Origin of the sequence: Caballeronia udeis, assembly GCF_001544555.2 — a bacterium.
GTDB lineage: Bacteria > Pseudomonadota > Gammaproteobacteria > Burkholderiales > Burkholderiaceae > Caballeronia > Caballeronia udeis.
The window spans coordinates 291296-313437 of the sequence record NZ_FCOK02000002.1 but is presented as its reverse complement, the minus strand read 5'-3'; the positions used below and the strand labels follow the sequence as shown (position 1 = coordinate 313437).

The following is a 22142-nucleotide window of genomic DNA, read 5'->3' as shown; positions in this document are numbered from 1 at the left end:
CTGCGGAATGGGCCCTAGCTTCGTTTCGACCGCGACTTCCCGGCGACATCGGAGAGAATCTTTTGAACGCTCTCCACGTACCGTTCGGTCCCGAAGCGGTTGATCGCATTCGCATAACCCTGTTCGACCAGACGGTTGCGCAAACCCACATCGGCTGATAACTCACTCAGTGCGCCTGCGAGCGCGTGGACATCGCCCGGTGTGCAGAGAATGCCGTTCTCGCGATCTTCCACAATGTCCGTCACACCACCCGCCCGCGCCGCCACGATCGGCCGCTTCGCCAGCATGCCTTCAATAATCACGCGGCCGAACGGCTCCGGGCTGATGGACGTGTGCGCAACGACATCGACAGCTTTCATGCACGCAGCAATGTCGTGCTGGAAACCAAGGAAATGCACGCGGTCAGCGAGGCCGTGTTCGAGCACGTAGGCACGCAATTCCGCCTCGTAGGCGTCCTCGCCGAAGAGCGCCGACCCAACCAGCACGGCGTGCATCTCAGGCGCCTCCAGCAGCGCCTCGAGCAAGATATGCTGCCCTTTCCAGCGCGCGAGCCGGCTGAACGAGCCGACCAGGAACGCGTCCTGCGGCAAGCCGAAGCGCGCCCGCAACTCGTGCTGCGCGACAGATTCCAGCTCGGTGAACGGCTCTGCGGAAATGCCGTTGAACACCACATCCAGCCGTTCCTCTTTCAGCCGCGTCAGCGCGGTGAGCGCTACGGCCGATGCCGTCGAATTCGCAATCACACGCTCCAGCATGAGCTTCGTGCACCACTTGATGATGGTGAGCTGCGTCTTGCCGAAATGCTCTGGGCTGACGATATCGCGCAGATGCCAGACCACCGGGCGCCGCGAGATCAGTCCGGCGATCGCGCCGACCACCATCGCGCGCTGCGTGTTCACGTAGATCACATCCGAGTTGCGCGACTTTTCCAGCGTGCCGCGCACCAGGCTCATCACGCCGCCGATCATGCCCGCACCCGGCCGCTTCATCCCGCCGTCCTTGCTCAAGCCGCCGAGCCCGGCGCCGTCGAGCACATCGACCTTGATACCGACTGCTTCAAGCGCGATGCGAAACGGGCCGTCGTCGAACAACACGGTCTCGTTGGTGCCGCGCATGTTCTTCATCACCTCGAGCAACGACAGTTCCGCGCCGCCCAGCACACCGCTTTGATCGACGGCCAGGACACGCATGGCGTCGGCCTCTTCATGATCCTGGTCCAGTTGCGCAGCCGCTGCCGTTGATACCGGCTCGACGACCGTTTCAATGACCGGCACCGGCGGCATCGCTGGCGGTGCGAGCGTGAACTGAGGCGCGACGCTTTGCACGTAGGCGCGCAGGCCATCGCGGAAATGCCTGATCGAAAAACGCTCGGCATTCGCGCGGCAATCGGCCGGATCAATCTTCACCGCGCCGAGCTCGAACCCCTCCACCGCTTCGATAATGGAGTCGGTCGTCTGTTCATCGAAGAAAAGGCCCGTTGGACGCGCGTGCGAACTATCGAGCACGGTCTCCAGCGCGCCGCCCTTGCCATAGGCGATCACCGGCGTCCCGCACGCTTGCGCCTCGACCACCGAGATGCCGAAGTCCTCTTCGGCCGCGAACACGAAGGCCTTCGCGCGGCGCATCTTGTCCTGCAGAACGGAGAACGGTTGATACCCCATGATCTCGACGTTCGGCGTGGCCTTGTCGCGGATCTTGCGCATGTCGGGGCCGTCGCCGATCACGACCAGCTTGCGCCCGGGCATCTTCGCAAACGCTTCCACGATCAGATCGATCTTCTTGTAAGGCACCATCCGCGATGCTGTCAGATAGAAGTCCTCTTTCACCTCGCATAGCTGGAACGCTTCCACGTCCACCGGCGGAAAGATCACATGGGAATCGCGGTGATAGACCTTGTTTATCCGTCGCGCGATGAACGCCGAATTCGCGATGAAATGGTCCACCGAGTTTGACGTACGGATGTCCCAGTTGCGCATGTAGTGCAACACCATGCGCGCGAGCAGCGACTTCATGCCGGCCGTGAGATTCGATTGCTGCAGGTACTGATGTTGCAGGTCCCATGCGTAGCGAATGGGTGAATGCACGTAGCTCACGTGAACCTGGTCCGGGCCGGTCAGCACGCCCTTCGCCACGGCATGGCTGCTCGAAATGACGAGGTCGTAGCCGGACACGTCGAGTTGCTCGATCGCCAGCGGCATGAGCGGCAGATACGATCGGTAACGCTTCTTCGCCTGCGGCAGTTTCTGGATGAACGAGGTAGTGACCTTCTTGCCGCGCATCCATGACCGCTCTTCCATGAAGTCGACGACGCTGAACAGATCCGCATCGGGAAAACATATGACGATCTGTTCGAGCACCTTCTCCGCGCCCGCGAAAGCGACGAGCCAGTCATGCACGATCGCCACGCGCGGCACCCGTTTTGCGATTCTCGCGCGGTGGCGGGACGGCGTGTCCTGCACAGCAGGCGGGGGCAGGCCGACCGCGTCGAGCGTCGCTCGCACCGGGTCGATGACCGCTTCATCGAGATCATGTCTCATGTGTCTCTCCTCACCTTAAACCGTGGATTTCACGCGCCGTTTCAGACGCACATTCAACTCGTGGACGAAGCTGCGCGCCATGGAGCGCAACGCGGGCCGCGTGAGAAGGGAGCAACAGCAATTCAGGGCCGAGATGACGAACGCTGCCGCGATTGATTGCAGCGGATACTCGATCGGATCGATGACAAACGCCACGCCCAGGCCCGCGATGAGGAACGCGAGATGCATCAGCATGTCGGCGGCAATGGGGCGGGCGTGGATACGCGAGGTCCAGAGCAGGAGGCCGTAGTCGACAAGCGAGCGCAGCACGACCACGCTCGCTGCACCGATAGGCCCGAAGTGCGCGATACCGAACCACAGCGCGGTCACGAAGAACGGCAGTTGCACGACGCCGATACGCGCCGCGGTGGCGGGATTGATCTGCGACTGGATCATGATGCGCGTGACGCTGGCCTGTCCGACGAGCCACACGCCGATGATCAGGATCCGGCCCACCGGTGCGCTGGCAATGGCGATTTCCTGCCCGACCCAGAGGTACAGGAAGGGCGCGAGCACGAGCATGACGAAGAGAGCGATGGGGGTGAACACACCGTTGAGGAATTCGAGGGACTGCCGGACCATGGCATCGGCGTGTTCGCGCTGGACGGCGGACAAGCGCGGGAACAACGTGCGAACGAGTGAGTTCGGCAGCATGTTCAGGCGGGTGACGAGGTTCTGCGGCACGGTGTAGTACGTGACGAAGCGCGCGCCGAGATTGGCTCCCAGGAGGATCCGGTCGAGTGAGTCCGTGATCATGCTGGAGATGGTTGCCACCAGCATCCAGCCGCCGAACTTGAACAGGCCGCCGGCGACGCCTAGCTGCGGCCATTCGATGCGTTTGATGTCGAGCACCTTGAAGCTCGCTCGTGCGAGGAGTACGACGGCGAGGACTCGTGCGACGACGGCGGCGGCGAGTACGGTTTGCAGGTTCGGTGCGATTTTCCAGGCGGCGGCGAGCGGCAGCAGCTGGAACAGGAAGGTGCCGATAGTTTGATTGGTGTTGTAGATACCGAAGCGTTCGACGCCGTTGATTGCACCGGCGCAGACCCATGACACGTTGGCGATGGGGATGGCGAGGGCGAGCCACGGGAGCGCGTGGTAGACCTCGCGTTGCATGGCGGGGGATGAATGTGCGACGTAGGCGGTGTAGGCGAAGGCGCCGAAGTAGATCAGGACACCGCCGATGATGCCGGTGCCGAGGTTGAGCCAGATGGCGCTCCAGAACACGCGCGAGCGGGCTTCGGGGTCGTTGGCGGCGTGGGCCTTTGAGATCTGGTGTTGAGCGGCCATGCCCATGCCGAGATCGAGAATGCCGAAGTAGCCGATAAGCGTCCAGACCAGGCTGATCACGCCGTAGCGTTCGACGCCGACGAGATGGATGTATGCGGGCACGGTGATCAACGAGACAAAGGTAGGCAGCACCAGTCCCGAGAAGTTAATCGCCATGTTCTTCACCATCGATTTTTCCATCGTTCGCACTCGTTCTTTGGGGGTCGTTCGCACTCGGTTTTTTGGGGGGGGGGTGACTGGGGTTTTCGGGGTTGGTGGTCCGGGGTGATGTCGGGGTGGGTGGTTCCTGCGTTAGCGGTCGGGGTCTATGCCGGGTTGCTGCTTTCCAGGTCTTCGCACGTTATATGTGAGCTATTTTCTTTATCGCTATTAGCCACTGTGCGTGGCGGCACGTCATTTCTTTGTCCAAAGCGACAAAGAAACGAAGCAAAGAAAACGCTGTCACCGCTCTACCCTAAGTGTCCACAGCGTGCAGTTCCCATTCATGGGTGCCCCAAAAGCACGGTGCTCGCCAGAGCGAAGGATGTGTGAACCCCTCCTTCTCCGAACACAGATACCCACACGCTTCGCCACCAGTGACTGAACCTGCCCAAGGGGCACCCCGCGCTATCCGCGAACAACCAACCGCCCAAAACCTCCACCGCCCTATCAACACCCACCAACAAATCCAACAGAACCAACAAATCCAACAAATCCAACCGGCTCAGTAGACTTAGCAGGCCCACCAGACTCTACAGATTTAGAAAACGTTAAATATTTCGCATACCTTACAAATCATTTTTATGGTGCGGATCAGGAAGCGGCCAACACCGCGGGAAATGCAGCGAAAAATACGTGTTGTGCCGTGCTGACCGTGGGGTGCTGGTGCTTGCCCGAGAGCACTGGTGGCGAAGCGTGTTCATGTCAGGATTCGCGAGAAAGAGGGGTTCAACTGTCCGTGGCTCTGGCGAGCACCGTGCTTTTGGGGCACCCATGAATAAAAACTGCACGCTGTGGACACTTAGGGTAGTGCGGTGAAAGCGTTTTCTTTGCTTCGTTTCTTTGTCGCTTTGGACAAAGAAATGACGCGCTGCCACGCGCAGTGGCTAATAGTGATAAAGAAAACAGCCAACATGTAACCCGCGAAGGCCCTGAAAGCAGCAACCCGGCACTGACTCAGATCGCTAACCCCGGAACCCGCCATCCCGACATCACCCCCGACCACCAACCCAAAAACCCCGGTCACCCAAAACCCAAAAAGTGCGAACGAACAGCCAACGGCTATGGCCGCCACCTGTACATCATCACCTTCCCCCGCGCATCCTCTTCAACAAACACCAGGTACTCACCATCCGCCTGCCGGCTCGCACTAATGCCATTCGGCACATCCACCCACCCCGACGCACCTCCCACCTCCGGACCCGGCTTGATCACCCCAACCTCACGGCCCGTCTCCTTCTCATACACATGCACCATCCCAACCGGTTCCACCGTGAACACGTACCTGCCCTCAACCGTCAAACCAATCGTCGTTGCCAACGGCTTGCTCTGCGTGTCCCACGGCAACTCAATCGAATACCGCCGCTCCGGTACCTTCGACCAATGGTCGTACCGAACCAACCGTCGCCCCACTTCCTTCCAGTAACCACGATCAAACGGCTCGTCCGCCGTGTACCCAGTCAAATACATCGTGTCCGTATCCGCCTCATACACCGCCCGCTTCACCACGTTGAACGGCGCAGGCATCGCATAGTTCTGCGCATTGGCATACGCATAAACAGGATTGCCCACACGGTCCACACCGCCGTATCGAAAACGATTGATCCCCCGCGTATCACTCGTATGCCAAATATCGCCCTTCGTATCAACCCACCACCCCCATCCACCCGGATTAGGTAGCACTCCGTTGTTCACGTCGAACTCATTCGCATCAAACCGGCCATTGCCGTTGGTGTCGCGCCAGATCCAGTCACCATGCGGTGGATGATTCGGAATGTTCTCCGCACCACGCTCACGACCCGCAAAATACCCCGAAGGAATCGCCAGCTCTCCATCACGCTTCGCATCGAACCGATAAATCTTCAGGTGATCCGAATACATGTCCGTCAAGTACAGGAACGTACGACCATCAACCCTCCGGGCCATCGGCTGCCCCGGCCAGTCATCAACGCTAAAGCTGGGATCCTCGGGATACTTGAACCGCCCAGACAAGAACCCCACATACTTCCAGTCCTGTCCCGCCGGTTTCGACAGATCCAGTTCAAAGCGCTTGTTGCCGGTGTAAACGCTGTTCGGACGCGCCGGATCCATCCACGCACCGTCCACGAACAACAGTCCCTGCACTTGCCACAACTGCCGGCCATCAGGCGCATAACTCTCAAGCGTCGCGCCCAACCCCGCACCGGTCGAGCCCTGCCGCACACCTATCCCATTCGTCGATACATAAACATTCCCCGCCGCATCCACACCCACGCCGGTCAACCCGTTGAAACGCTGCGGACCAGGCCGCCCCGCGACACCCGAAAAAATGCCGCCACGCTCACCCAGCGCCGACGACTCGCGGTACCTGTCCGCCCCGCCATCGCGCGTGAAAATCAACACCTGCTGACGCGGTCCGTTATCAGCAACCAGCAAACGCCCCTGCGCATCGGTCGTCAGATCGACAGCGTCGGTACCCGCAGCCAGCGCGGGGGCATCGTCTATCGTCGCGCCCGCCGGCGTGTAATGCGCGAGCCGCGCCCGGCCGCCCTGCGTATTGACCAGCGCCCACAACGTGCCGTCCTTCGCGAGCGCCAGACGCCCCGGCTGCGTGGCGTTCCATTTGCCCTTTTGCTGCATCGACTCGGCGTCGTATACCTCGATGCGGTTCATCGCGGTATTCGCGACGTACAACAACGCATCCGACGCCGCCAGTCCACCCACGTCCGGCTTCACGTCGTCCGTCTTCGGAGCGCCGCGCTTGTCTTCCGGCGCCTCGTTGATCATCAGGAACGCGGCAGCGAGCTGCGCGTGCCCGTCCTTGTCGGCAGCCAGGTTCGCCTGGAACGCCACGCTGCGCTTCATGTCCCGGATGTCCCGGCGCGACACGCCAAACCACTGCTTCCCCTTGGGCGGCCACACACCCGCCTTCTGCAAATTGCCGCGTTCGTTACCCACCCCGACCGCCACAAACGCATAGCGCCGGTTAAGCGCAATCGCGTTGCCGCCGTAGTTCCCCCAGCCATGCGTGCCGCCGGCCGTGCCTAACACCTTGCCGTCCTTGTAGACGCTGACTTCCGCACCGCTCTCGTCCCACGGCGCATTGGTGTACACCCGGCCGTCAGGCGTGACGGCAATCGCAGTAATGTTGATCTGCGTCCAGGTGCCATCGCCGAAACCGAAAGTGTTTCCAATCCACGATGTACGGGCCTGCAGCACAGTGGGCGACGCCGCATACGTATACGCCGCGCTCACCGCCACCAGACCAAACACGCCCACAACCAGAAAACGTAATGCCAGAAGCGAAAAGCGCGAAAAACGATGCAAGAGGTTTTCTCCGTCTGAGAGCGGCCCGCCCTGCTCCCATCGGCCGATGGTGCAGCAGAGGCGTCACGGCCGTTACTCGGGTTAGCCAAGACTACCGTTCAAATATTGCAAAAAAATCTTAAATAAATAAAGCGCGAAGCAGGATCGCCAGTGGCAAATGAACCACAAAATTAAATCAATTACTGTTTGATGCCGCTTTTAAGTACACACCGCGCAGAGCCGGAAGAGTCCATAAAGGGCCGAAGCCTTTGCCAGCGAGGCTGTCCGAGCCCTAATCGACTTTCAAATTGACTTATTTCATTCAAAAAATTGTTTCGAGAAGTAATAAATCCGGCACCTTTGGGCCAGGCTGAGCGCCCTCACAGGAAATACTTTCTAACATGTGACCCATGGCCGTCGAATATTTTCGGGTTTGTTCTTTCGTAGAATAAGCAAAGCGTAATGTTCGACGGCAGGGCTAAAACCATGGCGCAGCGTGCAGCCAGCGGATTTCTTCGCCGCGGCCGGATTTCGAGGCGGGAATAACCGCGGTCCGAACCGCACGCGTGGCGGCTCGGCAATTAGTTGGCGCTACTTCACGACTCGCACCCGTTACACCGGGTGTTCCGCTCCCTTGAAACAAGGGCTACGTGATAAAATTCGCGATTAAATCGATGCGGAAAATGGCTGGAAAGCCCCGTGGCGCCGGGCCAGAGCGGAAATTCACATTCCCGTGCGAAACGCAGTTGCATGATGGAATTCATCGCTCGACGGCCGCATTGTCGGAGAACGGAAAGTATCTGGCGTCACCGGACAGGCATGCACAACCATTCCGATACGCCGCAACACTTTGCCAAAATGCCGAAAGAGGCCGCCGCATATATCACGCTCAATGAACGACATAAAACATCCTGACGGCGGCAAACGCCGTCGCGCTCTCATCACGGGTCTTTCGGGCTTTACCGGACGCCATATGGCCGCACGTCTGCTGGACGAAGGTTACGACGTGTGGGGCACGACCTCCCCCGCGTCCGAGCCCGACGTACCCGGCACGACCGGCGTTCCGCTCGACCTGCTTGATCTCGACGCAGTGCGCGCGTGCGTCAGCGACGCCCAGCCGGATGTGGTCGTCCATCTCGCCGGGCTTGCGCACGTCACGGGCAACCCGCCCACGCAAAGTTATCTGGTCAACATCATGGGCTCGCGCAATCTGCTCGACGCGCTGTCGCAGATCGACAAGAAACCGCGCGCCGTGCTGATGGCAAGTACATCGAATGTGTATGGCAATGCGAACGTGGAAGTCATCGACGAAAACGTGCCGCTGAATCCCGGCAACGACTATGCCGTCAGCAAGCTCGCCATGGAGAACATGGCCCGCCTGTGGCTCGACCGCCTGCCCGTCTTCTTCACGCGCCCGTTCAACTACACAGGCGTTGGCCAGAGCGACGCCTTCCTGTTGCCTAAGATCGTCAATCATTACGCGCGTCATGAAGCGCGTATGTCGCTGGGCAACCTGGCCGTGAGCCGCGATTTCTCCGATGTCCGCGATGTCGTCGAAGTCTACGCACGCCTGCTGGAAGTCGCGCCCGCAGGCGAGGCATTCAATACGTGCTCCGGCACCGGCCATTCGCTTGGTGAAATCCTGACCATGATGCAGCGCATAGCGGGATACAAGATCGATATCTTCGTCGACCCGCGCTTCATGCGGCGCAATGAGATTGCAAAGCTGGTCGGGTCGAACGTCAAGCTGCGGCGCGCGATCGGCCGCGTGCCCATCACCCCTATCTACGACACGCTCGAGTGGATGTTCAAGCATGCACGCGCAGCGCAAGTCGAAGGTGAAACCGTACCGGGCGCCGCAGTCGTCAGGACGTGACGTGGTTCGCGTGATCGGCATGCACGGTATGGCCATGACCTGAGACCAGATCATCCGCGGCTATCTGCAATGACGACTGCCGCCTGTAAATCTCCGCGATCCATTCTATGAACACCTTCACCCGCCGTGGCTGATGCCGGTTCGCCGCATACAGGATCGACACCACGCGCGGATACGACGGATACGCCTGCAGCACTTCCTTCAGCGCACCGCTTTCCAGATACGAAGACAGCGTATAGCTTGACGCCTGGATCAGCCCGAGGCCGGCGAGTCCGCACTCCACATACGAATCCGCATCATTGACGGCCAGTATCGCCTTGAGCGGAATGGTCCTGGTCTCGCCGTCCACCACGAATTCCCAGATTCTGACGCGGCCGGTGTTGCTCACCAGATAATCCACGCACATGTGATGCTCGAGATCCTCGAGCGTCCTGGGCTCGCCATATTTCTCGATATACGACGGTGCCGCCGCGGTGACCTGGGAATAGCGGCCGATCTGCTTTGCCACGAGGCCGATATCGCCGACTGCGCCCACGCGGATCACACAATCCACGCCCGACTCGATGATGTCGACCTGCTTGTCGGTCAGGCTCATTTCCACGCGGATATCCGGGTAGGCCTCGAAGAACTCCGGCAGCGCGGAGATGATGGTGCTTTTCGCCATGAGTGCGGGCAGGCTGACGCGTACGGTGCCTTTCGGGCTCAGCTTGGAGCGCGACAGGACGGACTCCATGTCGTCCACTTCGCCGAGTACGCGCACGCATCGCTCGTAGTAGATCTCACCGTCTTCCGTGATGCTGATGCTGCGGGTAGTACGGTTCAGGAGGCGTGCGCCAAGGTGCGCTTCAAGTGCCTGGACAGTGCGGGAAACGCTTGCGGCAGGCAAGCGCAGCGCGTCGGCGGCCTTGGAAAAACTGCCGCTCTCGACTACGCGCACAAAGACTTTCATTGCTAGAAAACGGTCCATGCCAGTCGGCCCCATTCCGGCCCGCACGTGCCAGGTATCCGGCTTTTTTACGGGCCCAAAATGGGATATTACGACGGTTTCGAGGAGTTCCGCTTGAGAGGACCGTTTGCGGACAGCGCTGGAAGAGGTTCCTGGTGATCCGGATTTGGCCGTCAAGCAGACGCCCCGGAGTGCTTTCACGGCCGGACAGCACCCCGGGGTACGCTTGAAAAATTAATGCACCACGCCGGCATCAATTGCTTCGCTATAAACCGCGGCCACGCGTTTGGCGATCACCGGCGTATCGAAGTTTTCGCGCGCGTAGATCCGGCACTCCTGCTCCGTCGGTAATTTCAGCGATCCATTCAGCGCAGCGATCAAGCCATCTGCAATGGCATCCACGCCCGTCGACGGCAGGACAAGATTTGCTGATAAAGGCGCAACCGCCTCCGGCAACCCGCCCACCGGCGTGACCAGCACCGGCGTCCCCGAAGCAAGCGACTCCACCGTAATCAACCCAAAACCCTCCAGCGCGACCGTCGGCACAATACTCACATCCGCGGCACGATACAGCGCCGCCAGATGCCGGTCAGGCACAAATCCAAGCAGTCGAACGTTGTCATCAAGACCGGCTTCGGTAATGCGCGCCTGCAATTCCTCGGCAAGACGCCCCTTCCCCGCGATCAACAGCAAAACGTCCCGTTGTTTGGACTTCACACGCTTCATCGCTTCGATCAGATCTTCAAGCCCCATCCGCCTGACCAGCCGCCGCACCGCAAGCACGACGGGCCGGTCCTGCGGCAACTGAAGCCGGCGACGGGCATCGGAACGGCTCAGCGGCAGATTGAACTGCGAAACATCGACACAGCCCGGCACCACGCGAATCCGGTCAGCAGGAATGGCATAACGCGACTGCAGGATCTCCCCGAACGCCTCCGACAATACGATCAGCCGCGACGAACGCGCATACACCCGCTGCTCAAGCAAACGCTTGGTCCGCTGGCCAATGGAGTCGGCGCCTTCGACATGGCTCTCATCCGCCCACGGCCCCTGGAAGTGCGAGACCTGCGGAATGCCGCGGGTGACATCGAGGCCCGGGAAGGTGTAAAGCGCGAAATGCGACGAGACCACGTCGGGCCGCTCACGGCTCAACGACGCCCGCAACGCCCGGCGTGCTGCCATCAAGCGTCGCGGCAAGGACTGCGCCGCCGGACCGAAGCCGCGAATGGCCCCTTCCGTGTCGGCCGCCACTCGCGCCGATCCCGCGACCACGCCGCGCACCGTAACCCCCGCACCCGGCAACGCACCGACCAACGTGTGATACATCCGGTCCAGACCGCCCGCGCGCTCGGGGAACCAGTGCATTCCAATTTGCAGCGACTTGATGGCTTGCGTGCTCATGTCCACGACCCCGATCTGATTTGTTGATGGATAACGACAACCGTCGAATTGCTCATACCGGCGATGCGGGTGATTCGTTCGCCATGCCAGGCAGCACGGCATGGCGGGCACTGATCGCCGCGCTCTTCGTCAGCGCCGCCGCCTTGGTCACCCCGCCCTCCGACTGCGCTTCACCGGACGCGGCTGCGCCAGCCTGATTCGCAAAACCGCGATACAGATCCAGATACCGCCGCGCCATCCGCGCCCAGCCAAATTGGTCCGCCAGCAGGCGCGCAGCTTCGCCCATCTCGCGACGCAGTTCGGGTGCTTCATCAAGCTTCGAGATCGCGCCCGCGAGCGCGGCGGCGTCGTCGGGATCGTCGAGCACAATGCCGCAATCCGTGCCGATAATCTCCGCCCCGCCGGCAGTCTTTGCCGTAATGACCGGCAGACCCGCCGCGAGCGCTTCCAGCAGCGAGAGGCTCATTGCTTCGTAACGCGACGGAAAAACGAACGCATCGACGGAATGCATCAGCGTGGGCATGTTCTTCACCAGCCCCAGGAAATGCACGCGATCCGCAATGCCCAGCGCCCTGGCTTCATCGGGATAAGGACTGCCCGGGATATAACCGGCCACCGCCAGATGAACATGGGCAGGAAGCTGCACCAGCGCCTTTAGCACCGTGTCCAGGTTCTTGCGCGGCGTGCGCAGGTCGCCGACAAACAGCAGCAGGCAGGTATCGTCTCGCAGTCCGAATGATTTCCTGTCGCCCCCCACCACCCTGGCCGCCCTGAACGCGCTGGTATCCACGCCGTTATAAACCACCTCGATACGCTCCCCCGCCACACCGTTCGCGCGAATCTCGACAGCCACTTTCTCCGACACCGCGGCGATGATCTTCGAGCGTTGATACGCCCAGTGTTCAAGCCGCGCGTTCACGCGGCTATACAACACCTGGTAAGCGGACCACAAACCACCCGTGAGCTTGAACGGATAGTACGGACTGCGCAGCCAGCCGCCATGCACGAAGTGGGCGGTATTCACGTCGGCTTTGGCCCACGATATGAAGCCGTTCACATGCAGGACGTCATATTCCTTCTTGTGCGTCCTGAGCCACAACGCCGTCTTCAGCGCGAAGACCTGCTGCTTGAAAAGCTTGGTCGGCCAGAAACGCCCGACCTTGATCGCGACCCATTGCAAACGCGCTTCCGAAGCAAGTTCCGGCGCAACGTGCGACGCCAGCAGCGTGACCTGATGGCCTTCCGCCAATGCAGCGCGCGCGATCTCGTAGTTCACGCGGCCTTGTCCGTCGTTATGACGCACGACATGAGTGACGATGGCGATTCTCATCGGAGTGCCTTTTCAGGGAGGGAGCGTTCGAAGAGCGCCTGCGCGCGGCGGCGCCCGAGTTGCTGGTGGTGGCGCGCCGCGAGGACCGAGCAAAGGCCCATGTAAAGGATCATTCCGCCAATCGACGTAAAGGTATTGGTGAACACCAGCATGCCGACAATCGCGAACGCAACGCTTAAGGACGCCTGCGCATATTTGTCGTCGCGCAGTGAAAACGAAGCACGGAATGCGCGTGTGAGCAGCAACCCCAGCCCGGCCAGGTACATGAGCGAACCGGGCCAGCCGAGGACGAACGGCACGTTCATCACACCGCTGTCGAAGCTGCCGTATTTGCCCAGATCCCCGTTGGAGGTGGAGAGTTTCGTCGACGAACCGGTAGCGCCGAATCCTTCGCCGGAGACGTCCGTGAAGGCGGTCTTCGCAAATGACGCGTAGAACTCGTTGCGCGCGGCATAGCTGTTGTCATCGCTGAGATTGGTGATGGACTGCAGGCGCGTCGCCATCTTGTCGGCAATCGGCCCGAAGGTCAGCAGCGGCACGGACAGTCCCGCCAGCACCACTGCGCCGACCAGGATCCGCACCCGCACCTTGTTGCTTGCCTTGATGAGCTGCAGCACCATCGCGATGACCCAGCCGCCCCAGGTCGAGCGTACCATGCACAGGCCGAACGAGATGAATCCCACACCCCCGGCGACCCAGCGCACGCTTTGCGTGCCGGCCATGGTGAAGGTGAGCGCCGCCATCATGGCGAGCGCGAACGGACCCGATGAATTCATGGTGCTGAATACGCGCACGCCGAGCCGGACCGGGTCGCCTTGGGAAGCCATCTGCGAACCGATCATCCACATGGCGTCCCAGGCCGGCATCAGGAAGAACTGCACGAGACCGTAGCCGCCCATGAACAGCATGCCCCAGATGAACGTGTCGAGAATCGCCTGGCGGTACTTCGGATACTCGCGGGCATGGACCATGATGTGAAAGCCGATCAGCACCGGATACAGCCACGCCGCGAGGTCGTAGGTGGCCGCCATCGGGCCGTTGGACATCACGCCGATCAGGTACGCATAGGCGAGGCCCATGAAGATCAGGAGGAACGGCAGGCCGCGCCGCTCAGCCAGCACACGATAATGCCGAACCACAGTCAACGCGCAGATCATGGTCACGACCACGGGCGCGACCTGGATCAGGCTGGTGGCGGTGAAACCGCCCTTCGAAAAATCCGCCAGCCTGCGCACTTCGGGACCGAGAAACCACTGCCACCAGACGAAGCTGATGTAACGCGCGGGACTCTTGAAGTACAGCCATAGGCCGACAGCGGTGGACATGACCGGGAACCCGTATGTCAGCGCCGTGCCCTGATGCGCGAGGATGAGCAGCAGCGTGAATATCCAGAACCCGGTTTGCGGCACCCAGTGTTTTGGGTCGTCGCGGAACAGGCCGAGAAAACCCGCGCGCAAGGGCTTGCCGCCGTTCTCGATCAGATCAGCCAGATACTTCGGCGTACGCGCTGCGGCCGGTGTGCTCATGGATCAGTTCACCCGGCGTTGAGGCGCGACATTGCCAAGCTCGCCAAGCTCGGCATGCCGTGCGGTTTCTGATGGGCGCGCCGGTATGTCCATGTGCCACGTCCTCATGAACTCCTGCGTGAGGCGCACATGCTGAAGCGCGAACTGGCGCGTCGTGTAGTCACGCGCGGCGAAGTGACGGCTCGCCGCCTGCGCGCGTTGCAGTGCAAGCGCGGGATTGGAGACTATCGCGTCGAGCGCGTGCTGCAATGCGGGCACGTCGTGCGGCGGCACATAAAACACATGCTCAGGTCCGAAGTAATCGCGCAGGGACCCGACATCGGAGACGATCACCGGTTTGCCCAGCGCCACCGCTTCGAGCACGACCGTTATGCCCGAGACGTGCGAGTTCGGGCGCAGCGGCACCACGATCACGTCGGCCCAGTCGTACAGTTCACGCGCCGCTTTCAGGCCGACTGCCGGCGCGATCTTCACGTTGCTCGCATGCAGCGCTTTCGATACCCGCCGACGCGTCGCGATCCGCACTTCATGCGCCGGGTTCTGCCGGAACGCCCGGACCAGCGACTCCCAGTCACGATCACGATCGTTGCCGATTGCAGCAATTCGCACCGGCGTATGCGGCTGCCAGGAGGTCGGCTCCTCCAGCGGAAAATCGAGCGGGTTGATACCGTAGAACACCTGCGTCACATCGCGCTTGAAATATTCACGCGCCATTTGCGCGTTCTCGCTCGCGTGCGTGGTCAGCACATCGGCACGGGCGAGCAGCTTCCTGTACAGCCACTTCCTGAGCGCACCGAAACCTGCCCACTTGTCGACGAGCCATACGCTTTGCGCGAGCAACATGGGATTGCCGCGAGCCCGGCCCTTCAAAAGCAGCAACAACGCCGCCGACAAATGCTCGGCCTCGGTATGCGTCCAGACGACATCGGCGTCGAGAATTTCCTCGCGGTTGCGCCACGTATGGATGAAGTCGAAGCCAAGCGCCGCCTTCAGTCCACGCCGCGCGAGCCGCACGAATTTGTTCTCGGGCTCGTCGCGCGAATACGTCAGTGTTAGTTCAGGGGACTCCGCATGGTGATAGCCGTACAGGCAGCCGATGTTCTCCCCCTTGCGGTAAAACCGCGGGTCTGTGCCGTAGAACAAATGCACGTGAACCTTGGTCGCTTGCATACGGGAAACCTCCACGTCGCCATGATCTTGTGAGCTCCGGACCCGCGCTACGCGGCTCATGCGGCTTTCGCGCCGTCGTTGCGGCCGCGCATGGCGAGTGCGTAGGCTGCAGGCACGTGCTGTGCGTCGCGGCGAGCGTCCTGTGCACCTTTGCGCATGGCGCGGTAACGCGTCCAGCAGGCCGCGTCGCGAGTGCGTGCAAGGGCAAGCAGCGCATGCGCGAAGCCGGGCATTGCACGGGTGCCAATGGCGGCGTACCAGTACCACGCCACATGCCGCGCGACCGGACCGAGATGCTCGCGCAATACCAGATGCAGGTTGTATGCGGTGTCCGCAAGCGCGCCCAGCGTTTGCGCGTCGCGACCGTTGTCGTCGAAACGTTCGGCGGGGAAATGATCGACCGCCACGCGCGGGTCGTAGACCATCTTCCAGCCCGTGCGCCGCACGCTCAAGCTAAACGAGAGGTCATTGCAAGGCTGCGCGCCCTTGCCGCGCAGACGCGTATCAAAGCGCAATCCGCCCACCGCCGAGCGCCGGTAAATCATGTTCGCGCCCTTCAGCAGCGAGACCGTTCGCGGTGCGCCCACACCCAGATGATGGTTGCCGCAGATCTTGCCGGTGCGACGAATCACGCCGACTTCCGAGCGCTCGCCGTCAAGCAGCGCACCGCGCTCGAACACCCAGTCACGGCCGCCGAGCGCGCCAAGCGTCTGGTCGTTGCTGAAGGCTTCATCAATCCGCGCCAGCCAGTCGACACGCGGCGCGGCGTCGTCGTCAGTGATCGCGATGATGTCACTGCGCGCCGCATCAAGCCCGCGATTAAGCGCGGCGACCTGCCCGCCCAACCCCGTCTCGATCACGCGCAATTCAAACGGATTGTTCGCGGCCAGCTCGTCTGCAAGCGCGCGATGCGTCGCGTCGTCTTCGGGACGCGCGACGACCAGCACTTCGTCCGCCGGACGCGCCTGCGCGCGCAACGCGTCAAGGCAACGCTTCAGGTCGGCGGGACGGCGATACGTCGGCATCATCACGGAGATTGTCAGGGTCGAGGTCGAGGTCATGCGGCGCTCCGCTTGGCGTTCAAACATTCAGGTAGTCTTCGACCGCTGCATAGTGTCCGCGGTTATAGCCACGCGAACGTGCCGGCATGCCGTTCATGATTGCCCCGTGCAGCGGAATGCCCGCCGAGCGCAGGCGCCGGATTGCATCGGAGATCTCCATTTCGTTGTGCGCACCCGAGCGCATCACGAGGAAGTTCGTTCCCGCAAGCTTGCCGATAATCGACGCGTCCGTGACGGCGAGCACCGGCGGGGTATCGATGAAAACGACGTCGTACACGCGCCCCAGGCCATCGAGATATTGCTGCAGGCGCGGCGACATCAGCAGCTCCGAAGGATTCTCCGGACGCTTGCCGGCAGGCATGAAACTGAGGAACGGCGTACGCGTGGTGCGGATGGCCTGCTCGAGTCCGATCGTGCCGGCAAGCAATTCCGCCAGGCCATTCGCACGCTCCAGACCAAACGAACGTTCCAGCTTGCCACGCCGCATGTCGGCGTCGATCAAGAGGACTTTCTTGCCTGACGCCGCGAGCAACACGGCAAGGTTCACCGCAAGAAAGCTCTTGCCGACACCCGATGCCGGGCCCGTCAGCATCACCGTGTGATTGCGTGCTTCCATCAGCGTGAACTGCAGCGACGTGCGCAGGCTACGCATGATTTCCACGCAGACATCGTTCGGACGCATGGTCGCGAGGATTGGCGCAATCCGGTCGCGATCACGCTCCGTGCGCTTCGCTTCCGCATCCAGCTTCACCTGTTCCGTGCTCATGGGCACGAGGCCGATCAACGGCAAGCCCGCCAGGCGCTCGACCTTGTCCGGGTCCACGATGCCCTTGAACATGGCGCGGCGCAGGAACACGAGGCCGGTTCCAAGGATCAGGCCGAGAATCACGGCCGCCGACATGATCAGGAATTTCTTCGGCTTGATCGGCGCACCCGGTCGCAGCGCGGCATCGACAATATGCACGTTGCCGCCCGTCCCGGCCTTCTGCACGGACAGTTCCTGCACGCGATTGAGCAGCAGCACATAGATGTCTTCGGCCACCTTCGCATCACGTTGCAGCGATACCGCCTTGACTTCGGATGCCGGAAGATTCTTGAAACGCTCGCTGAAACGCGCGCGTTCCCCTTCCAGTTGGCTAAGCTGCTGCTGCGCGGTGATGAGCGCCGGATGGTTGGCTTCAAAGCGCTGGTTCAACGTGGCGATCTGCAGTTTCAATGACGAGATCTGCGCTTCGTAGGTGATGCTGCCTTCGAGATAAACCTTCGCTTCGTCGCTTGCGTTGATCGAACCGGACTTGCTCTGGTATTCCGTCAGCGCGGCTTCGGCATGCTCAAGATCACCCTTCAGCCGCGGTTGTTCGCTCTTCAGGAACGCGAGCATTTTTTCCGCGTCGGCCTGCTTGCTTTCAATGTGCTGGTGCAGATACGAATCGGCCAGCGCATTCGCAATTTCCGCCGCACGCGCCGGGTCGCCGTTCTCGAGCGAGATCTGGATCACGCCCGTCGACTTGCCTTGCTCCACGACCGTAATGCCCGACTGAAACGCGGCGATGGCATCGAGGTCATTCGCGCGGATCACCACGAACCGCGTGCCGGGACGCGCCACCAGTCTTGTGACATCGATACTGACGCCATTGCCCTTCGCCATCTCACCCACACGGCCTTCGAGCAGCGGCACGCCTTGGGGCGTCGCCAGCGAATAGCGGTCGTTGCCGAGCGCCGTCATGGTCAGCTTCACGCCTTCCAGCGACTGGACCACGTCGATTGAATCGACCGTGGCCTGCTCGCCGCCCCACGCATACGACGTCATACCAAGCCACGGCTTCGCAGGCTTGCCCGACGTCGCGAGCCGCTCAGCAATGCTGCCGAGCACCGGGACGGTCATCGGGCTCACCGAGAAGTTGAGCTTGCACTGCGCGACGACCGGCGCAACCACGCCACGGCTCTTGATGATCTCGATCTCGGCGTCGGTCGGCAGCGCGCCCGACGAATTGCCGATCGCGGCGCCTGTCTGCGTCTGCGTGAGCGCTTGCGACGTGTTGTCGGACTGCTCGACGCGTACGTGCGCATCGGCGGAATACACCGGCTTCGCAACGTAGCAGTACGCGGCCGCGGCGAGCACGATGAACGCCGCGGTGCCGATCAGCCACCAGATGTCGTCGAGGACCACCTGCAGCAGTTGCCCAAGGACGACGTCCTCTTCTTCGGTCTTGCCCTGATAGGAATGTGCTGGCGTGCTCACGATTCAATCCCGGTTGGTTTGAAGCATTTGACGATCTGGAAAGCGTTCATCGCGTCAGTTCCTTCAGGTAGAAGAGTGTCTGCAAGGTCGGCAGGACCTGGTTGACCATCCGGTTGAACTGGACCGCACCGGCCGTGCCCACGTACACCACGTCGAGCGGGTGAAGCTGGAATTGCGTGGACAGCAGCAGCGAATCCGGCTGCGTCAGGTCCAGCCTGTAGATGTCCGGTGACCCCGGCTTCTCGCGCGTGCCGCGCACCACATAGATCTGCCGCGCATTCGCGTCCGTATCCAGGACGCCGCCGGCTTGCGTCAGTGCGTCGGCGATCGTCAGGCGGCCCTTCAGCATCGAGACAGGCAGCGGCGTCTTGACTTCACCCATCACGAACACGCGGCTGTCGGTCCGGTCCGGCACGTTGACGATATCGCCCGATTGCAGCATCACGTTCTGCGATATCTCGCCCCGGTCGAGCACGCCGTCCGCGTCGAGTTCATAGAGCTTGCCGTTGCGCGTGAGACGCACGCGCTGCAGGTCGGCATCGGCGTTCGTACCGCCCGAACGCGTGATTGCATCGACCAGCGTGAGCGGCACATCGCTCATGGCGAGCGGCCCGGGGGTCTTCACTTCACCCGTCACTGAGACTTTCTGACTGCGGTAGGCAAGTACACGAACGTCGACTTGCGGTTTCTTCAGGTAAGGCGACAAGCCCGCTGCGAGCTGGTCGCGAATCTCGCCCGCGGTCTTGCCCGCCACGCGGATCTTGCCGACGAACGGGAAGTAGATCGTGCCGTCGGGCGAGACGGTCTGCCCGAACGGATCGGCCTGCCCGGGCAACGCGGTGGTGTACGGCTGCGCGAGCGCGCCGGCGACCGTTTGCGTGGTGTTGCCACCCGCCGACAAGGTCTGCCCCTGCTGCGTGGTCAGTTCCGGGTGATCCCAGATCGTGATGCCGAGAACATCCTGCGGCGCCACGCGATACACGTATTGCGCCGGGTCCGCGAAACGCGCGGGCGGCAGCAGCGCTGCCGGACCCGGCCGGTTTTGCTGCATGATCACGTCCGCCGTGATCAGGTGCACGGGATAGGTCGCGGTCGGCGCGGGGTCGGTATCGTTCAGGCGCGACGTGTTCAGGTTGTAACCTGGCAAGACGCCACAAGCCGACAAAAAAGTCGCCAGCGAAAAGACCACGGAAACAGATAAAGCTAGAGACCGGTTCACCATATTTTATTCAGCCATCCCTGGACCAGACGTTCAATAAGCCCGAAGCTCTCGCGATAGGCAACTTCGTGGCCGCCGTACGGATCGGCCACTTCAGAGTCTTCCCACTTGCCAAGCAGATGCACCTTGCCGCGTGTGTGCGGCGCCATCTGTTCAATCGCGGCAATCTGCTTTCTTTCAGGCACGAGAATCAACTCGGCTGCGCGCGCCATGGACTCGTCGAGCCGGCGCGCAGAGTGTCCCGATGGATCGACATCACGCTCCGCCAGCAAGCGGTACATCGTTGGATCGATGTTGCGGCCTTCTTTGGCAAAGAGACCGGCGGAGCGAAATTCGATCGGGCGTCTTGCGTCTTGCTCCGCTAACTTGCCGGCGTATGCGCGGAACAGCATTTCCGCGGCAGGGCTTCGGCAGACGTTCGCATGACAGACAATCAGGACGCTTCGAAACATGGGTTGTATCCGTTAAAGCGGCGCGCTCGCGGCATCGGGTCCTTCAACCGAAGCCGCGCTCGCAGCGCCTGGGTGTGTCGATATTTTTCAATGGCCCGCCATGTCGCTGGCGTTGCCTTGCTTTGCCTTGAAACCGGCTCAGACCGCGACCGGTGACTTCACCGCTTGCCTTACACCACGTCCTATTGCGTGATACTCCACGCCGATCTCGTTCATGGTTTCCGGCTCGTAGAGGTTGCGGCCGTCGAAGATCAGCGGGGTCTTCAGGCGGCGTTTCATGCCGTCGAAGTCCGGGCTCTTGAACACCTTCCACTCCGTCACAATGATCAGCGCGTCCGCGTTGTCGAGTGCTTCGGTGTGGTCGTTCGCGTACGTGAGGCGAGCGAGCAGCGCAGGCGTTTCACGCAGATCGAGCGCGATCACGCGGCGTGCTTCGTCGGTCGCGACCGGGTCGTAGGCGCTGATCGACGCGCCGCGTTCAAGCAGCGCCGCGATCAGCACACGGCTGGGAGCGTCGCGCATGTCGTCGGTGTTCGGCTTGAAGGCGAGGCCCCACAACGCGAATTTCTTGCCGCGCAGATCGTCACCCAGGCGCGCCACGATCTTGTTGGCGAGGGTCTGTTTCTGCGCCTCGTTCACCGAGGTCACCGCCTTCAGGATTTCCATCTGCTCGTCGTACTCACCCGCCGTCTGGATCAAGGAACGCACGTCCTTCGGAAAGCACGAGCCGCCATAACCGCAACCCGCATACAGAAAGTCGTAGCCAATGCGCGGGTCAGAGCCAATACCGCGACGCACCGCTTCAATATCCGCACCCACGCGATCCGCGAAATTCGCGAGTTCGTTCATGAACGAAATCCGCGTGGCGAGCATGGCGTTGGCTGCGTACTTGGTGAATTCCGCCGAGCGCACGTCCATGTAAAGCGTGCGTTCGTGATTGCGGTTGAACGGCGAATACAGTCTCTTCATGCGTTCGCGCGCGCGTTCGCCAGGGACGTCGTCGTCGCAGCCCAGCACGATCCGGTCGGGCCGCGTGAAGTCGTCAATCGCCGCGCCTTCCTTCAGGAACTCGGGGTTCGAGACCACGGAGAACATGTGCTGGACACCACGGGCCGCGAGTTCCTGATCGATCACCGCCTTCACACGGCGCGCCGTGCCGACCGGCACCGTGGATTTATCGACGATCACCTTGAAGTTGTTCATATAACGGCCGATGTCGCGCGCCGCCGCAAGCACGTATTGCAGGTCGGCGGAACCGTCCTCGTCGGAGGGTGTGCCCACCGCAATGAACAGCACTTCGCCGTGTTCGACCGCAGCCTGGACATCGGTGGAAAAGTTGAGGCGTCCTGCCGCGCGATTGCGCGCAATGACCTCCTGCAGGCCCGGCTCGTGGATCGGCACGCCGCCGCCGTTCAGGATGGCGATCTTGCGTTCGTCGAGATCGAGGCACAGCACGTCGTTACCGATATCGGCCAGACACGCGCCCGTCACGAGGCCTACATAGCCGCTACCGATGATGGTGAGTTTCATAGCTCGCGCTCCAGGGTTGGCAAATTATTCAAAACATTCT

The 22142-nt window shown here is 61.6% G+C and carries 14 protein-coding genes; 1 reads left to right on the top strand and 13 read right to left on the bottom strand.

Translation table 11 applies throughout. The annotated features are described in order from the left end of the window. Nucleotides 1-14 precede the first annotated feature (14 nt). The 3 genes from AWB69_RS02955 to AWB69_RS02940 form a co-directional block, all read right to left on the bottom strand. A complete protein-coding gene (locus AWB69_RS02955) occupies nt 15-2537 on the bottom strand; it encodes a glycosyltransferase family 4 protein (RefSeq protein WP_062081929.1) in 2523 nt (840 codons plus the stop codon). Nucleotides 2538-2552: 15 nt separating this feature from the next. Then, nucleotides 2553-4046, bottom strand: coding sequence for an oligosaccharide flippase family protein (locus AWB69_RS02950; protein ID WP_062081927.1), 1494 nt, complete (start codon nt 4044-4046; stop codon nt 2553-2555). Between the two features lie 1080 nt (nt 4047-5126). Continuing rightward, the gene (locus AWB69_RS02940) at nt 5127-7370 is read right to left on the bottom strand and encodes an NHL repeat-containing protein (protein ID WP_407923006.1); all 2244 of its coding nucleotides are present in this window, start codon (nt 7368-7370) and stop codon (nt 5127-5129) included. 871 nt (nt 7371-8241) lie between these two features. Between AWB69_RS02940 and AWB69_RS02935 the strand changes: the two genes are divergently transcribed. Then, on the top strand, nt 8242-9225 hold the full coding sequence (locus AWB69_RS02935) for an NAD-dependent epimerase/dehydratase family protein (protein ID WP_062081922.1): 984 nt from the start codon (nt 8242-8244) through the stop codon (nt 9223-9225). On the opposite strand, the gene AWB69_RS02930 is transcribed toward AWB69_RS02935, so the two are convergent. The 10 genes from AWB69_RS02930 to AWB69_RS02885 all read right to left on the bottom strand — a co-directional run bounded on the left by AWB69_RS02930 (nt 9215) and on the right by AWB69_RS02885 (nt 22102). Beyond that, nucleotides 9215-10192: a LysR family transcriptional regulator gene (locus tag AWB69_RS02930; RefSeq protein ID WP_082913239.1), complete on the bottom strand. Its 978-nt coding sequence runs from the start codon at nt 10190-10192 to the stop codon at nt 9215-9217. The genes AWB69_RS02935 and AWB69_RS02930 overlap by 11 nt on opposite strands. Before the next feature lie 213 nt (nt 10193-10405). After that, complete coding sequence (locus AWB69_RS02925; RefSeq protein WP_062081920.1) at nt 10406-11572, bottom strand: glycosyltransferase family 4 protein; 1167 nt, start codon at nt 11570-11572, stop codon at nt 10406-10408. A 52-nt stretch (nt 11573-11624) separates the two neighbouring features. Then, nucleotides 11625-12902, bottom strand: a complete 1278-nt coding sequence (locus AWB69_RS02920; protein ID WP_062081918.1) for a glycosyltransferase family 4 protein — start codon at nt 12900-12902, stop codon at nt 11625-11627. Continuing rightward, entirely contained in the window at nt 12899-14428 is a 1530-nt protein-coding gene (locus AWB69_RS02915) for a glucose-6-phosphate isomerase (RefSeq protein WP_062081916.1), read from the bottom strand. The genes AWB69_RS02920 and AWB69_RS02915 overlap by 4 nt, the downstream gene beginning before the upstream one ends. 3 nt (nt 14429-14431) lie before the next feature. Then, complete coding sequence (locus AWB69_RS02910; protein WP_082913238.1) at nt 14432-15598, bottom strand: glycosyltransferase; 1167 nt, start codon at nt 15596-15598, stop codon at nt 14432-14434. A gap of 56 nt (nt 15599-15654) precedes the next feature. Continuing rightward, on the bottom strand, nt 15655-16641 hold the full coding sequence (locus AWB69_RS02905; RefSeq protein WP_062081979.1) for a glycosyltransferase family 2 protein: 987 nt from the start codon (nt 16639-16641) through the stop codon (nt 15655-15657). A 37-nt stretch (nt 16642-16678) separates the two neighbouring features. After that, on the bottom strand, nt 16679-18901 hold the full coding sequence (locus AWB69_RS02900; RefSeq protein WP_156528713.1) for a polysaccharide biosynthesis tyrosine autokinase: 2223 nt from the start codon (nt 18899-18901) through the stop codon (nt 16679-16681). A 46-nt stretch (nt 18902-18947) separates the two neighbouring features. Further along, on the bottom strand, nt 18948-20123 hold the full coding sequence (locus tag AWB69_RS02895; protein WP_062081912.1) for a polysaccharide biosynthesis/export family protein: 1176 nt from the start codon (nt 20121-20123) through the stop codon (nt 18948-18950). Beyond that, complete coding sequence (locus AWB69_RS02890; protein WP_062081909.1) at nt 20117-20572, bottom strand: low molecular weight protein-tyrosine-phosphatase; 456 nt, start codon at nt 20570-20572, stop codon at nt 20117-20119. Before AWB69_RS02890 ends, AWB69_RS02895 begins: the two co-directional genes overlap by 7 nt. Nucleotides 20573-20710: 138 nt before the next feature. After that, nucleotides 20711-22102: a UDP-glucose dehydrogenase family protein gene (locus AWB69_RS02885; RefSeq protein ID WP_062081907.1), complete on the bottom strand. Its 1392-nt coding sequence runs from the start codon at nt 22100-22102 to the stop codon at nt 20711-20713. Nucleotides 22103-22142: the final 40 nt, after the last annotated feature.

Bases quoted from the DNA above. Each gene is read 5' to 3' on its own strand.
- AWB69_RS02895 (WP_062081912.1), bottom strand. From the start codon at position 20,123: ATGGTGAACCGGTCTCTAGCTTTATCTGTTTCCGTGGTCTTTTCGCTG.
- AWB69_RS02915 (WP_062081916.1), bottom strand. From the start codon at position 14,428: ATGAGCACACCGGCCGCAGCGCGTACGCCGAAGTATCTGGCTGATCTG.
- AWB69_RS02925 (WP_062081920.1), bottom strand. From the start codon at position 11,572: ATGAGCACGCAAGCCATCAAGTCGCTGCAAATTGGAATGCACTGGTTC.
- AWB69_RS02935 (WP_062081922.1), top strand. From the start codon at position 8,242: ATGAACGACATAAAACATCCTGACGGCGGCAAACGCCGTCGCGCTCTC.
- AWB69_RS02920 (WP_062081918.1), bottom strand. From the start codon at position 12,902: ATGAGAATCGCCATCGTCACTCATGTCGTGCGTCATAACGACGGACAA.
- AWB69_RS02910 (WP_082913238.1), bottom strand. From the start codon at position 15,598: ATGCAAGCGACCAAGGTTCACGTGCATTTGTTCTACGGCACAGACCCG.
- AWB69_RS02890 (WP_062081909.1), bottom strand. From the start codon at position 20,572: ATGTTTCGAAGCGTCCTGATTGTCTGTCATGCGAACGTCTGCCGAAGC.
- AWB69_RS02885 (WP_062081907.1), bottom strand. From the start codon at position 22,102: ATGAAACTCACCATCATCGGTAGCGGCTATGTAGGCCTCGTGACGGGC.
- AWB69_RS02950 (WP_062081927.1), bottom strand. From the start codon at position 4,046: ATGGAAAAATCGATGGTGAAGAACATGGCGATTAACTTCTCGGGACTG.
- AWB69_RS02955 (WP_062081929.1), bottom strand. From the start codon at position 2,537: ATGAGACATGATCTCGATGAAGCGGTCATCGACCCGGTGCGAGCGACG.
- AWB69_RS02930 (WP_082913239.1), bottom strand. From the start codon at position 10,192: ATGGACCGTTTTCTAGCAATGAAAGTCTTTGTGCGCGTAGTCGAGAGC.